Source organism: Mucilaginibacter metallidurans (genome assembly GCF_003286435.2).
Taxonomy (GTDB): domain Bacteria; phylum Bacteroidota; class Bacteroidia; order Sphingobacteriales; family Sphingobacteriaceae; genus Mucilaginibacter; species Mucilaginibacter gossypii.
Map to the genome: position 1 here is coordinate 2,015,510 of NZ_CP043449.1, position 13,657 is coordinate 2,029,166.

Below are 13,657 nucleotides of genomic sequence, written 5' to 3' on the forward strand. Positions count from 1 at the left end.
TATGCATCGGGAACATCATGTAACAAGTTCAGAAACCATCAGGGATATCGTTATCGGTATGTCTGATGGTTTAACCGTGCCTTTTGCACTTGCAGCCGGGCTAAGCGGAGCGGTAAGTTCGTCGACCCTGGTGGTTACCGCGGGTATCGCCGAAATAGTAGCCGGATCTATTGCCATGGGGTTGGGCGGATATCTTGCCGGGCGAACGGAAGCTGACCACTATCAATCCGAGTTGAAGCGGGAATATGATGAGGTTGAACGTGTACCTGAGCAGGAAAAAGCAGAAGTAAAGAAGGTATTTGCAGATTTCGGACTTTCAAATCATCTACAGGACGAGATTGCAGATGAGATGGCAAAAGACAAGAAACAATGGGTTGAATTTATGATGCGTTATGAACTGGGCCTGGAGGAACCTAATGCAAACCGCGCTACCCAAAGTGCCATCACTATTGGCATTTCCTATATTGTGGGTGGTATCATCCCGCTTTCACCCTATATCATTATTCATGAGGCGCAAGAGGCACTTTATTACTCATGCGGGGTAACAATAATTTGCTTGTTCATTTTTGGCTATTTCAAAAGTAAAATGACCGGCCAGCCTGCGTTAAGCGGCGCGTTAAAAGTAGTAATTATTGGAGCTCTTGCCGCGGGGGCCGCGTTTATTATGGCAAAGCTGATTACCGGAAAATAATATTTAATTATTATTGCCACCGTTTATCATGTCTGAGACAATGCCTTTGTCATCTTTCCGCTCAGCCAAAAATACGCCGGTCAAATGAACAAGTATAAACGCGATAATCAGGTACATACAAAAGCTGTGAACTTCTTTAACACTATGCCTGATAGCCTTAAATGGCGCTAACAGATCTTCAAATGCCAGAAATAAACCCGTTACTGCCATTATAATAAGTAAGATATAGAACGCTGCATAAACGGCTTTCACAATGAGCTCATGTTTGGCAAGTTCACGCTCTTTTCTTGTGGAATGAAACTGACGATAGAGGTCCTTTATCCGGCGGATGAATTTTTGATCGGTTACTTGAAAAAGTTCAAGGATGAGCCTGAACAGTAATAATCCCGCTAATACATAACCAAACCAGGTATGTATGCTCCAAACACTATCGCCGAGCGCATGAGCAACCGAGCCCGATTGATCATCGGTTATGGTAGTGCCCTGGGTTTTCAGTTGCGTTTTAATTATTTTTGTTAAAGATCTTCTGTCAGTAATAGTGGAATTGATCAAAACAGTAATTAATGAACCACTAATAACTATTGTGTTTGCCCAATGCCAAAAACGCAAGGGAGCAGAGTATACCCGGCGAGTAAGGGGCCGACTATCAGGTTGGATTATTGCCATAGTTGTTTTAACTGGAATCGGGTTATTTGTATCCTCTTTTAAAATGTTTGTAAATTACCTGATAATTTTGAAGTAAGTCTGTAGTGTTGGTAATACTTCAGGTTCTCTTCAGTTTCAATTTTTAAATTTGATTAAAAAGCTTTGAAAATACTGGTAATAGAAGACGAGCAAGGTTTACGCGAAAACATCACGAGTTATTTGAATGTAGATGGTAACATCTGTGAAAGTTGTAATGCATTGACACCTGCACTGCAAAAACTATCTGATTATGATTATGACTGTGTTTTGCTTGACATTGGCTTACCCGATGGCGAAGGGTTTGGTGTACTTGAATACTTAAGCACACAACAAAAAAGCGAAGCTGTTCTGATTATTTCTGCCCGCAACTCGCTCGATGATAAATTAAAGGGGCTCAACATAGGCGCAGACGATTATCTGACCAAGCCTTTCCATTTGGCCGAACTTAAAGCCAGGCTGATGGCTGTTTATCGCAGGAAAGCGCTAAATACCAGCAGCAAGCTGGTTTTTAATGAAATTTCAATTGATATACAGGGGCGCACTGTCGAGGTTAATAAAAATACGATAATATTAACCAGAAAAGAATATGAAATGTTACTGTACTTTATTGCCAATAAAGGTAAAGTAATTTCAAAAAATGCAATTGCAGAACATCTTTGGGGTGACGAGATGGACATGTATGATAGTTTCGATTTTATTTATACCCATATTAAAAACCTCCGGCGGAAAATTCTGGATGCGGGAGGAAGAGATTATTTAACATCTATATACGGACTTGGCTATAAATTCACTGATTGATGAGGCTGTCAGAGCATTATACCAGGACGAGTTTCTATATCACCCTGGCTGTGTTAGTGATAGGAGCAGTGATTTACTACTTCGCTATAAGTTACATTGGCACACAGCAACTTGATCGGGCGCTTCAACAACAGTTAACAGAGGCTGAAGAGTATATCAGGAGCAACAATGGCAATCCGCAGCAATATGACCTTGACCGCGATCACGCTGTATTTGTTAAAACTTACAAGCAACTGTTACAGAAGCGTTTTTTTGACACTATTTATTTAAAACCGAAAGAGCAGCGATGGGAAGCGGGTAGGGCCGTAGAAGACCTCGTAAAATTAAAAAACAGCAACTACAAGGTTACAATTACTATTTCGAGGGTTGGGCAAAAAAATCTGATCGAACTCATTTCTATTATCACGCTTGCATTACTTGCCGGTTTATTGACGGTACTCCTTATAACCAATAAATATCTGCTAAATGGCCTTTGGAAGCCTTTTCAACTCACCCTAAAAGAGATCAAACAGTTCAATATCGCCGACGTTGATCAGTTTAAAGGTAAACCAAGTAAGGTGGACGAGTTTACAGAACTTAATGATGCCATACGGGAAATGTCTTTAAGGGTAACTCAGGATTATCTTAGCCTGAAACAATTTACAGAGAATGCATCACATGAAATGATGACGCCACTGGCTGTTGTAACCACCAAATTGGATACGCTAATACAGGACGAAACATTGAATGCAGCGCAATTGGCGCAAATCGCAGATATTTACAGCTCAGTAAACAAGTCCAGTCGGCTTAACCACTCATTATTACTACTGGCTAAACTGGAAAATAAGCTGATCGTTGAAGAGGAATCGATTGAACTCGATGTAATACTTGAAAGGAAAATGCTCCAATTTCAGGAACTTATGCAAAATAAGAACCTTACTGTCCGGTATAAGCTGCACCCGAAGCAGATATCGGCCAGTAAATACCTGATAGATATTTTACTAAATAATTTGTTTGGTAATGCAATCCGCCATAATGTGCCGGGTGGTGAAATTTTTATTGGTCTTGACCCATACCAACTTTCGATAAAAAATACCGGTATTGCAAATGCGCTGAACGGGCAACAAATTTTTGAACGTTTTCACAAAAGCAAAGATTCACAAGGTGCCGGACTGGGATTAACACTGGTTAAAAATATTTGCCAGCACTACGGGTATGGCATCCAATACCAATATGACGCGGGAAAGCATACGTTTGTCATAACCTTTTAATTTCGTTTGTCACGTTTCTTATACATAAGCTTTAACTCCAATTTTACTTCAGATTGTCCCGATAGTTTTAGCGCTATACTATTTGTATACAAGTTAAAACCGACTATTGATGAAATATTTATGTTTATTGATCTTAGTGTTTTACGCCCTGGAACTTAAGGCGCAAGATAATTATGAGATTCAGGTTTACGGTTCTGAAACCGTTGAAAAGGGTAAAACAATGTTTGAATTGCATAGCAATTATACATTAAACGGCAGTAAAACTGTAACCAGCGGAGAACTTCCTACCAACCACGTTGTACATGAAACGGTAGAGATCACCCATGGTTGGACAACCTGGTTTGAAACAGGTTTTTATATCTTTAACTCTATTGGAGATGCGGGCCGGACGGCTTACGTCGGCTCTCACATCAGGCCCAGGGTTGCCGCTCCTTCAAGCTGGAACTGGCCCGTGGGGGTAAGTATATCTACAGAATTTGGCTTTCAGAAAGCTGCGTTCTCGGCAAATACCTCCACGCTGGAAATCAGGCCAATCGTAGATAAAAAATGGAACAAGTTATATGTGTCCTTAAATCCTACCCTCGAGAAGAGTTTCAAGGGCCCGATCAAAACCGTGGATTTACCTTTTCACCAAATGTTAAAGGGAGTTACGATGTAACAAAAGTGGTTGCCCTTGGCCTCGAATATTATGGTAGTACCGGCCCATTTTTTCACTACGACCCAATTAAACAACAAGATCACCAGTTGTTTGTAGCCACGGACCTCAATGCAGACCCTAAATGGGAGTTTAACGGAGGAATTGGCTATGGATTTACATCGAATTCGGACCGTGCCATTGTCAAAATAATTATTGGCAGAAGATTTTAGGTGTATTAAAATGTTCTGATAACTAATAGTGACCTGAATCATTTTTCGGACTGATCAGAAGCATTCAGTTTTTAATTCGCAATGGCTCAATTTGTTTAGAATTTTCTAACCTCTTTTAGCCCAAACTGATGGAAAGCAAAACTAACGATCAACTGAGTAACTTTTGGCGACTTTCTATTAATGACGCATTTAAACTTCTTGAAACTCAGGCAACAGGTATTGGCACTGCCGAAGCTATTAAAAGGCTTAAGCAATATGGTGCCAATACGTTAAAAAAAGCTAATAGATTTAATAACCTGATCATATTATTTTCTCAGTTTAAAAGCCCGGTAACATTGTTGCTTATAGCTGCTGCTTTGCTTTCCGCAGCCCTGGGAGATACCGCCGACACATTAATCATTATGATCATTGTCCTGATCAGCAGCCTTCTTGGTTTCTGGCAGGAAAGAGGTGCAGCAAGTGCGGTAAGTGAACTGTTAAAGATGGTTCAGCTACACTGCACCGTGCTACGGGATAACAGGAAAACGGAGCTTGAGGTAACTGCTGTTGTACCCGGAGATGTGATTTGCCTTTCCGCGGGAGATATTATCCCTGCCGATGGCCTTGTTTTAGAATCTGAGGCCTTGTTTGTTGATGAAGCGGCATTTACCGGCGAATCTTACCCGGTAGAAAAAAATCCAGGAGTTGAAAGTGTTGACGCCCCCTTAGCCAGGCGCAACAATTGCCTGTTTATGGGTTCGAGCGTGGTAAGCGGTATTGGAAAGGCACTCATCGTGACAACGGGCCAGCAAACCGAATTTGGGAAAATATCAGATAAGCTGTCATTAAGAATTCCTGAAACTGATTTCGAAAAAGGGATAAGAAAATTTGGATATATGTTAATGGAGATCACGCTTTTGTTAGTGTTGGTGATCTTTGCCGTTAATGTGTTGCTGCATAAGCCGGCGCTTGATTCGTTTTTGTTTTCACTCGCGTTAGCGGTCGGGCTTACACCTCAATTGTTGCCCGCCATCATTAGCGTTAATCTTTCAGTTGGTGCCCGCAGCATGGCCAGCCAAAAGGTGATTGTAAAAAGGCTGAGCGCTATTGAAAACTTTGGCAGCATGAATATCTTGTGTTCTGATAAGACAGGGACAATTACAGAAGGTAAAGTTACTTTAAAAGAAACACTCGATTTTGAAGGTGTACATAGTGATAAAGTTTTTAAATATGCCTGGCTTAATGCCAGCTGCCAGCAAGGGTTTGTCAACCCGATCGATAAAGCCATCTGTTCTGTTCATTATGAGGGAAATGAAGCGAAGGATTTTTCGGCAATTACAGAAGTGCCATATGATTTTGTACGTAAAAGGCTTACAGTACAAGTGAAAATCCCGGCAGCTAATATAGCCATCACGAAAGGTGCTGTGCGTCAGGTTCTTGATATTTGCAATCGGGTTGAAATATCGGCAGGTATTCTTGCGGATATAGGCGATCATAAAGAAGCGATTTTAGCTCAGTATCAGCTTCTAAGTGATTCGGGATTGCGCACGCTTGGAGTGTCATATAAGGAAGTGGGTCCGGATCAAATTTTCACCAGGGAAAATGAGCATGATATGATTTTCCTTGGGTTTATAACATTATTTGACCCTCCGCGTGCCGGTATGTTTGATACTATTCAAAAGCTGCAGCATCTCGGTGTCAGACTTAAGATTATTACAGGGGATAACGCACCAGTAGCCAGAAACCTGGCTAAACAGCTTGGGCTTTCATCCGCACAGGTCCTTACCGGTCAGGAAATACGTAATATGAGTAGTGCGGCATTGCGTCATAAGGCGCCCCTGACCCATATTTTTGCGGAGGTTGAGCCCAGCCAGAAAGAACGTATCATAAGTGTTTTAAAAAAAGCAGGGAACGTAGTTGGTTTTATGGGAGACGGTATTAACGATGCGCCAGCGCTGCACACAGCCGATGTGGGTATATCAGTAAATTCGGCGGTTGACGTTGCAAAAGAGGCAGCTGATATCGTTTTATTGGATCAGGACCTAAATGTGTTATGTGACGGGATTATAGAAGGCCGTAAAACATTTACAAATACCATGAAGTATATTTTTATGGCCACCAGTGCAAATTTTGGTAATATGTTTAGTATGGCCGGTGCATCGTTATTTTTGCCCTTTTTGCCTTTGTTGCCAAAGCAGATATTGCTTACCAACCTGTTGACCGATTTTCCTGAAATGACCATATCTTCAGACAGGGTTGATGATATTAATCTTAAAACGCCGCAACGGTGGAACCTCGGTTTTATTAAACGATTTATGATCGTTTTCGGTTTATTGAGTTCCGTTTTTGATTATTTGACATTTGCCGTGTTAATTTTTATTTTGCATGCTAATCAAAAAGTTTTTCAAACAGGGTGGTTCACCGAATCGGTGGTTTCTGCAGTTTTAATTGTTTTGGTTGTACGTACCCGACTGTCATTTTTTAAAAGCCTTCCCGGCAAATATTTATCGATAACTACCATCGCAATATTGCTATTGGTGTTAATGATTCCATATTCGCCATTGGCGTCAATATTTGGTTTCGTAGCACTGTCCTGGAAATACTATATGTTGATGCTTGCAACTGTTACTGCATATATTCTATCGGCTGAACTTGCCAAGAGATGGTTTTATAAAAAAATTAAATAACCTCTTTGTCCGATGTACATAGTAATAGCTGTCTGCAAATCAATATCATAGCTTAATATGATATTGTACCCGTATGTGGTAATGTGCATGTTAAATTCTATTTCGCATTTAATATCAGCAACGGAATATTAATGTTCTTAGCCATTTCAAGAGTATGGCTACCATGAAAAAGTCGTTTTATGAAGTTAAAATGGTGATGTACCATTGCCAGCATATCTATACGTTCGTTTGCGCAAAGCATTGAAAGCCCAGTCTCGATTTTGTCGGCTCTTATAATTCTTTTACTCAAGAAAGAGCATTTTTCCTGATTGGCAATAGCATCAAGTATTTGCTCTATAAAGTGTTCGTTTAAGCCAGTATGGCCCGGGTGGTTGTTGATTGATGTTAAAATTAGTTCCGCAGTGAGTGGTTCTATCAATTTGTTTAAAGATTCAAGAGCAATTATATCATCCTTGGTACAAGTTAAATCGGTGGCAAACGCGATCCGTTTTATGTCATTAAATCCTGCAGTTGGTGGAACAAGCAATAACGGGAAATCAAAGCTGTTCATCATGTTTTTTACCGTGTTCCCTTGTAAAAGCGTATTTAAGCCGTCTTTGTCATGAGTGCCGGCAACCACCATGACAATATCATTTGTGGAGGATAGGGCCTCTATCATGTTATTCAAGTCTCCAAAAGAACTCTTAATGGATATGCGTGGATTGAATCTATTATCGACGTTCAAAGTTTCTGACCAGGTTGTAAGCTGGCTTTTTAGCAATTCCAGCATATCGGTACTTTCCTTGCTTAACATGTCGTATTCTTCAATCGGCCATGTGATGGTATAAGGGCTCGGTATATCAATTGGCAACAGGCAAGCATTACATAATACCAAATCAGCTTTTAAACCAAGTGACATTTTTAAAGCATAATTCGCTGCATGCGTTGCGTTGGGAGAAAAATCAGTAAGGGAAATTATTGTTTTCATTGCCATTTTTGATATAAATGTGGAGGATAAGGCCTGCAAAATGTATGAGGAAAATCATGTAAATCGTTGATTTACATCAAGTGGATAAAATGTGCCTATGCCTAATTTTGCTATTGTACTTCAATTATTAACCTGAAAACACAGCCTATGAAAACGATCCTGGTAATTGACGATGGTTCTGCGTCTGCTACAAATGCCACGCATCTTGCCTTCAACATAGCAAAGCACATTGGAGCTAATTTAGTTTTGGCCCGGATATATCCGGTAAAACAACCATCGTTTTCTAAAGCATTGCAATTGGCGGGGCACGTTGCCGCAGATGGTTACATACCCGGTCCGTTACGGGGCCAACCGGCCAATTTTTCCGTAAAAGAAGGTGAACATATGCCGCTAATTGAAGAACTTGAAGTATCAAGCGATACGGAAGCGCAATTGATTGCTTACATCAATAAAAATTGCGTTTGGATGGTTATAAAAGGGTTACCGGAATCGGCACCATTTAATCGGGACGTTAAGGTGCAGGCGGTTTTAAACCGGATATCTTGTCCGGTGATGCTTGTTCCCCTGAAGTTTGATGGTGGTTTTGAGCGCTTGGTTTACACCGCTGATTTACGATATTGCCGGTTAAATGTTTTGAAACATCTTGCTTCTTTGGCCCAGGCCTTTCAGGCAGATCTGTTACTTGCTCATATTTCGGCAAAGGGTTTGCCCCATATAGAACAAAATTATGCGCTAACACTCTTTAGCGACGAGATAAGTAAAAAAATCGGCTATGAGAGGCTGTTTTTTAGTAATACAAAAGAACGTGATATGTCACGGGCTGTTGATGTTATGATACATAATATGCATGCCGATCTGCTGGCGGTTGTACATCACCGATTTCATTGTGAGCAGTTGAGAACCGAGGGGAGCGATACTTCTGTTCCTGTACAAGTAGGCATCCCGGTGCTTGTCTTTCCATATTGATTTACAAAGTTGAAACTGTTTTGAGTGTTCAGGATCAATTGGATAAATGACCGTCGTCACTAATTTAACCTACCAGGCATTGCATTTTTACATCATAAAAAAGATATTATGAAAATAGTTGAAATAAGCTGTGCCGTCAGTAAACAAACCCTTATTTGGCTGTTTGTTTTGTGTATTTTTTTTATGCCGGTAGGAGCCATGTCAAAAAGCTATGCACCAGCAAAAACCATTATTTGCAATACAAGTGATACTTCGATCACAGCACAGATCGCCGGGCAACTGAATGATAAGGCATTGAATAATGGCTTGTATTTTCCTGTTTCAGCTAAGCGGTTTTACGAAAAACGGGCTTTTGCTCCGGTATGGACAGTTGAACAAAAAGATCAAAATAAAACATGGGCTGCCATGCTCCTGATTGATTGTGTGTTGCAATTTGGTTTAAGGCACGAAGATTATCATCCTAAAGAGCTGCAGTATACCACCTTGCACACTATACTCGAACAACCCGGTAAAGTAAGCAACAAGCAAAAGGCCCGGTTTGAGATATTTCTCACCGACGCTATGCTCGCTTTTATGAATAACCTGCATTTCGGCAAACTGAACCCATATTATCCGCCAGCAAAAATTGATAGGGCAACCATTAACGGGTTTAACAGCGAAGAAATATTAACTAATGCGCTCAAATTACCTGCCTTTATGGATGCAGTAGTAAAAGTGCAACCTTTAAACAAAGAGTACGCAATATTTCAACATCAGTTGCATTTGATTAAAGGGCTTTATGAAGGAGACTGCTATGAAACGCCTGAAGCCGATGTGAGAAAAATTGCTGTGAATATGGAGCGGCTACGGTGGGCCGAAATAAACGATAGTACTTATATCCAGATTAATATTCCAACTTATACATTAAAATTAGTCCTGCCGGATACAACGTTTAATTTCAAAATAGTTGTAGGGGCTCCTGCTACACCAACACCCTTAATGGTAAGTACGCTTACAGATTTTGCTACCGGAACAGGCGCTGTAAATCCCAAAACTAATCAGAGAGACAAAATGATTCCGTATAATCTGTTTTTTAAACAAAAAACAGGCAATCAAAAAAATGGTACTTACATCTATTTCATGCCCGGCAATAAGGCAGGTATAGAGTTGTTGGGTTTATCTGACAAGAATTTATTCAAGAAGCAAAAAAGAGCGACGAGTAACGGGGCGATAAGAATTGAGCGGGGAGAAGAACTTGCCAAATTGTTATTAACTACAGCCGGAAATAAAACAGACATAAAATCCATGCACCGAGCCCTGATGGATCGGGAAATTAAAGTTTTTCAACTTAAAAAGCCTGTCCCAATCAGGATCACTTATATCACTACTGCTATTGTGGATGGCCAGATTGTAAAATATGAAGATATATATAACCTTGACAGCAAGGTCGAAAATCAGCTTTATGGCCTTAAACCCGTAAATAAAACAAAGTGAGCGGTTTTAATTATGATTTTGAAAAATTATGAAAACGATTTTAGTTCCAACAGATTTTTCGGCGCAGGCAAAAAATGCGGCAAGTTATGCTGTAAATATTGCGCAAATTATCAGAGCAGGCGTAATATTATGCCATGCTATAAAAGTACCTGACGAATCACCGATGGCAAATCAGGTGGCCTGGCCGCTCGAAGATTATAATTCCCTCAAAGAAGAGACAACGCAGGAACTGCAAAGCTTGTCGGCTGCATTATTGCATGACATCCACTCAGATGAAGCGGTCGGCGATCGGGAGTTTATAAACACGCGTAGTGCTACAGGTGATGTGGTGGATGTAATCAGAAACGTGGTAGAAGAGCAAAAATGCGTTATGGTGGTTATGGGCATGTCGGGAGCCGGGGCCATAAGCAGGTTTTTCTTGGGTAGCAATACACAGGACGTGATCAATAAAGCTTCCTTCCCGGTTTTGCTGATCCCGGCAAATGCTCACTTTCATCCCATATTTAAAATCGCTTTCGCTACAGATCTGAACGATAACGACATTGAACTAATTCATTCGGTAGCAAGCCTTGCCTATTATTTTAATGCCGAATTATTAATAGCACATATTACCGATGATAAAATTGAAGAGGGAGATGATAAGCGTAAGGTAGATGATTTTTTGAAGGAGGTTACCTGCAAAGCCAATTACGCTAAAGTTTATTACAGACATATAAAAAGTGTAGATGTAATGCATGGCCTCGACTGGCTAAGCGAACATGGCACAGTTGATATGCTTGTTATGGTGCACCGTAAAGTAAATTCGCTTGAAAAGCTTTTTGGCATCAGTTATACCCAAAAACTTTCACATCATATAGAGATTCCGTTGCTGGTGCTGCCTGAGGGATTATCTGCCGTACATTTTTAGTGTTTTTAGACCGTGAATTAGGATCGAAAACTTTTACGCAGCAGGGATATATTATAAATTCCACGCACATCTTAACAGGCGCTTTGCAATTTCAAAAAAGCAACATGAAGTCATATTAATAATGGCCGGTAATATATGGTAAGCCCACTGTTTGTTCTGTCAATTTGTAAGCCTACCGAAACCTATGGAATCGTTAATAAACCTGATGACCTGATTAATTTAACATGTAACGTCACTAATGGTGAAATTGAAAAGTTTAAGGCCAATTGCTATCAGAGAGAGGGCGTTGGCATATATTCAATGTTGCGGCAGGTTAAATGGAATAAAGATAAAGCTTTGTTTTAATTATAATTAGTGATGTCTAAAGAGAGCAATAAATCTGAGATCGCATTCCTGGAGGGGCCCCATTCGCGATTTGAAGAGCTACGTTTTACAGTCGAAACAATGTGGGAATTTATAAAAGGATTCCGTGCATTACATTTTATTGGCCCCTGCATTACGGTATTTGGTTCGGCCAGATTTAAGGAAGACCATCCTTATTATGAACTGACCCGGAAAGCTGCTGCCGAATTTGCGAAACTCGGTTTTACAATTATGACAGGGGGAGGGCCTGGACTTATGGAAGCGGCGAATAGGGGAGCTAAGGATGTTGGTGGCCGGTCTGTTGCCTGTAATATCCAGCTTCCTGTAGAGCAGAAGCCTAACCAATACCTCGATAAATGGGTTTACATGAAACATTTTTTTGTAAGGAAGGTGTTATTGGTCAAATACTCTTTTGCCTTTGTTGTTATGCCTGGGGGATATGGTACAATGGACGAATATTTTGAAGCGCTTACCCTGATCCAAACACACAAGATAAAAGACTTCCCGGTGATTATTTTCGGTAAAGAATACTATTGCAAACTTGTTGAACATATCGATCTCATGAAGGCTAATGGAACAATAGGGCCTGGTGATATGAAGTTGTATTTGATAACTGATGACATAGCAGAAGCCGTTAGTTTAATTTCCGAAAAGTGCATCAAAACGTTTGGGCTAAAGCCGGCAAATCCAATCACTCCTATAAAGTGGCTTTTGGAACACATTTAATAGTTTTATTATCAATATCACTATCAATATGAATGATCTGAATTTCTTAAAAGCCGTAATACAGCATGTGATAGATGGTATTATTATAATTGATAAAACCGGACAGATCATTTATGCCAATCCAGCTGCTGACGAATTGTTTGGATATCAGTCGGGTGAACTGTGCAGTTTGAATGTTGACTATTTAATGCCCGTACAGGCGCGCATATCACACAATCGCAGTATAGATGTTTATATAGAAACAGGTTATGCGAAGATAATTAATAAAGGCCGGGAGATTGTAGCATTACGGAAAGACGGAAGTTCCTTCCCTGCAAGACTTTCAGTAAGTGAGGTTTTATTTAAGCAGCAAGCGGTGTACGCCGGTGTAATTCATGACCTTAGCCTCGAAAAAGAAGTTGAAGAACAGCAAAGGCAATATACTTCAGAGCTCGAGACAATTGTCGAAAAGCGTACAACCTTCCTGAAGAATATCGTCCAGACGCTTGAACAGGCAAAAGAAGAAGTAAACGCCTCTTTGAATAAAGAGAAAGAGGTTAATAAAATGAAAACCCGTTTTGTATCTATAGCTTCACATGAATTCAGGACCCCTCTTAGCCGCATTCAGTTATCTGCATCGCTGATAGAAAGGTATTTTGAAAGGCTGGACAAGGGCAAAATATTCGAGCATCTTGCTAAAATTAAAGGAGCTGTAACAGATCTTACCGGTATCCTGAATGATTTTTTGTCAATCGAACGCATTGAATCCGGCAGTGTAAATGTTCATCGTGTAATATTTAACCTGGGAGCTCTGATAAAAGAAATAGCTGCGGAGATGTCATTGCTGAAAAAGGCCAATCAGCAAATTATTGTTAATGACGATATCGACACCATCAATGTAAAACTTGACAATCAATTGATCAGGGATTGTCTTATTAATCTCATTTCCAATGCTATTAAATATTCCGGGGAAGACGGTATAATCAATATAAATGCCCAGCTTGTAGAAGGCGCCTGCACCATTAGTATACGGGATAATGGTATGGGAATTCCAACCGAAGATTGTGATAGTATATTTCAGCCATTTTTCAGGGCCGGTAATACAACTGACATAGAAGGGACTGGCCTGGGGCTTAACATTGTGAAGCGATATGTTGAGCTGATGAACGGAAGAATAAGCTTTAATACAAGTCTGAGAAATGGCACCGTGTTCGAAATGAAATTTCCGGCTCAATAAGCCGCTTCATGTAATTGATACCAATGGTCCATTCAAAGTATGGATTGTACCCATTTTTGAATGGACCGCTTTTAATAAACTGA

At 40.3% G+C, this 13,657-nt stretch carries 12 protein-coding genes; 10 read left to right on the top strand and 2 right to left on the bottom strand.

The features are described 5' to 3' along the window. Position 1 precedes the first annotated feature (1 nt). A complete protein-coding gene (locus tag DIU38_RS08705) occupies positions 2-691 on the top strand; it encodes a VIT1/CCC1 transporter family protein (RefSeq protein ID WP_112653689.1) in 690 nt (229 codons plus the stop codon). A gap of 3 nt (positions 692-694) precedes the next feature. Here the strand turns inward: DIU38_RS08705 and DIU38_RS08710 are convergent, their stop codons facing one another. Beyond that, complete coding sequence (locus DIU38_RS08710) at positions 695-1,357, bottom strand: cytochrome b/b6 domain-containing protein (RefSeq protein ID WP_112653688.1); 663 nt, start codon at positions 1,355-1,357, stop codon at positions 695-697. 141 nt (positions 1,358-1,498) lie between these two features. Here DIU38_RS08710 and DIU38_RS08715 point away from each other — a divergent pair, with 141 nt between their 5' ends. From DIU38_RS08715 to mgtA, 4 genes are all read left to right on the top strand, one after another. Next, positions 1,499-2,173 carry a response regulator transcription factor gene (locus tag DIU38_RS08715; protein WP_091164237.1) on the top strand — a complete coding sequence of 225 codons (675 nt, stop codon included), beginning with the start codon at positions 1,499-1,501 and terminating at the stop codon, positions 2,171-2,173. Next, a complete protein-coding gene (locus tag DIU38_RS08720) occupies positions 2,173-3,423 on the top strand; it encodes a sensor histidine kinase (RefSeq protein ID WP_112653687.1) in 1,251 nt (416 codons plus the stop codon). Before DIU38_RS08715 ends, DIU38_RS08720 begins: the two co-directional genes overlap by 1 nt. Positions 3,424-3,532: 109 nt before the next feature. Continuing rightward, positions 3,533-4,081, top strand: a complete 549-nt coding sequence (locus DIU38_RS08725; protein WP_149354065.1) for a hypothetical protein — start codon at positions 3,533-3,535, stop codon at positions 4,079-4,081. A gap of 337 nt (positions 4,082-4,418) precedes the next feature. After that, positions 4,419-6,956: a magnesium-translocating P-type ATPase gene (gene mgtA, locus DIU38_RS08730; protein WP_112653685.1), complete on the top strand. Its 2,538-nt coding sequence runs from the start codon at positions 4,419-4,421 to the stop codon at positions 6,954-6,956. A gap of 97 nt (positions 6,957-7,053) precedes the next feature. Here mgtA and DIU38_RS08735 read toward each other — a convergent pair whose 3' ends face one another. Beyond that, positions 7,054-7,923: a universal stress protein gene (locus DIU38_RS08735; RefSeq protein WP_167516120.1), complete on the bottom strand. Its 870-nt coding sequence runs from the start codon at positions 7,921-7,923 to the stop codon at positions 7,054-7,056. 147 nt (positions 7,924-8,070) lie between these two features. Between DIU38_RS08735 and DIU38_RS08740 the strand changes: the two genes are divergently transcribed. The 5 genes from DIU38_RS08740 to DIU38_RS08760 all read left to right on the top strand — a co-directional run bounded on the left by DIU38_RS08740 (position 8,071) and on the right by DIU38_RS08760 (position 13,574). Continuing rightward, positions 8,071-8,889, top strand: coding sequence for a universal stress protein (locus DIU38_RS08740; protein ID WP_091164247.1), 819 nt, complete (start codon positions 8,071-8,073; stop codon positions 8,887-8,889). Between the two features lie 108 nt (positions 8,890-8,997). Then, positions 8,998-10,362, top strand: a complete 1,365-nt coding sequence (locus tag DIU38_RS08745; protein ID WP_112653683.1) for a L,D-transpeptidase scaffold domain-containing protein — start codon at positions 8,998-9,000, stop codon at positions 10,360-10,362. Between the two features lie 28 nt (positions 10,363-10,390). Beyond that, positions 10,391-11,269 carry a universal stress protein gene (locus DIU38_RS08750; RefSeq protein WP_112653682.1) on the top strand — a complete coding sequence of 293 codons (879 nt, stop codon included), beginning with the start codon at positions 10,391-10,393 and terminating at the stop codon, positions 11,267-11,269. A 357-nt stretch (positions 11,270-11,626) separates the two neighbouring features. Beyond that, complete coding sequence (locus tag DIU38_RS08755; RefSeq protein ID WP_112653680.1) at positions 11,627-12,358, top strand: LOG family protein; 732 nt, start codon at positions 11,627-11,629, stop codon at positions 12,356-12,358. Between the two features lie 28 nt (positions 12,359-12,386). Then, positions 12,387-13,574: a PAS domain-containing sensor histidine kinase gene (locus DIU38_RS08760; protein WP_112653679.1), complete on the top strand. Its 1,188-nt coding sequence runs from the start codon at positions 12,387-12,389 to the stop codon at positions 13,572-13,574. Positions 13,575-13,657: the final 83 nt, after the last annotated feature.

Excerpts from the sequence above, each read along its gene's own strand:
- DIU38_RS08705 (WP_112653689.1), top strand. The coding sequence starts at position 2 with ATGCATCGGGAACATCATGTAACAAGTTCAGAAACCATCAGGGATATC.
- mgtA (WP_112653685.1), top strand. The coding sequence starts at position 4,419 with ATGGAAAGCAAAACTAACGATCAACTGAGTAACTTTTGGCGACTTTCT.
- DIU38_RS08735 (WP_167516120.1), bottom strand. The coding sequence starts at position 7,923 with ATGAAAACAATAATTTCCCTTACTGATTTTTCTCCCAACGCAACGCAT.
- DIU38_RS08720 (WP_112653687.1), top strand. The coding sequence starts at position 2,173 with ATGAGGCTGTCAGAGCATTATACCAGGACGAGTTTCTATATCACCCTG.
- DIU38_RS08740 (WP_091164247.1), top strand. The coding sequence starts at position 8,071 with ATGAAAACGATCCTGGTAATTGACGATGGTTCTGCGTCTGCTACAAAT.
- DIU38_RS08750 (WP_112653682.1), top strand. The coding sequence starts at position 10,391 with ATGAAAACGATTTTAGTTCCAACAGATTTTTCGGCGCAGGCAAAAAAT.
- DIU38_RS08760 (WP_112653679.1), top strand. The coding sequence starts at position 12,387 with ATGAATGATCTGAATTTCTTAAAAGCCGTAATACAGCATGTGATAGAT.
- DIU38_RS08725 (WP_149354065.1), top strand. The coding sequence starts at position 3,533 with ATGAAATATTTATGTTTATTGATCTTAGTGTTTTACGCCCTGGAACTT.
- DIU38_RS08755 (WP_112653680.1), top strand. The coding sequence starts at position 11,627 with ATGTCTAAAGAGAGCAATAAATCTGAGATCGCATTCCTGGAGGGGCCC.
- DIU38_RS08710 (WP_112653688.1), bottom strand. The coding sequence starts at position 1,357 with ATGGCAATAATCCAACCTGATAGTCGGCCCCTTACTCGCCGGGTATAC.
- DIU38_RS08745 (WP_112653683.1), top strand. The coding sequence starts at position 8,998 with ATGAAAATAGTTGAAATAAGCTGTGCCGTCAGTAAACAAACCCTTATT.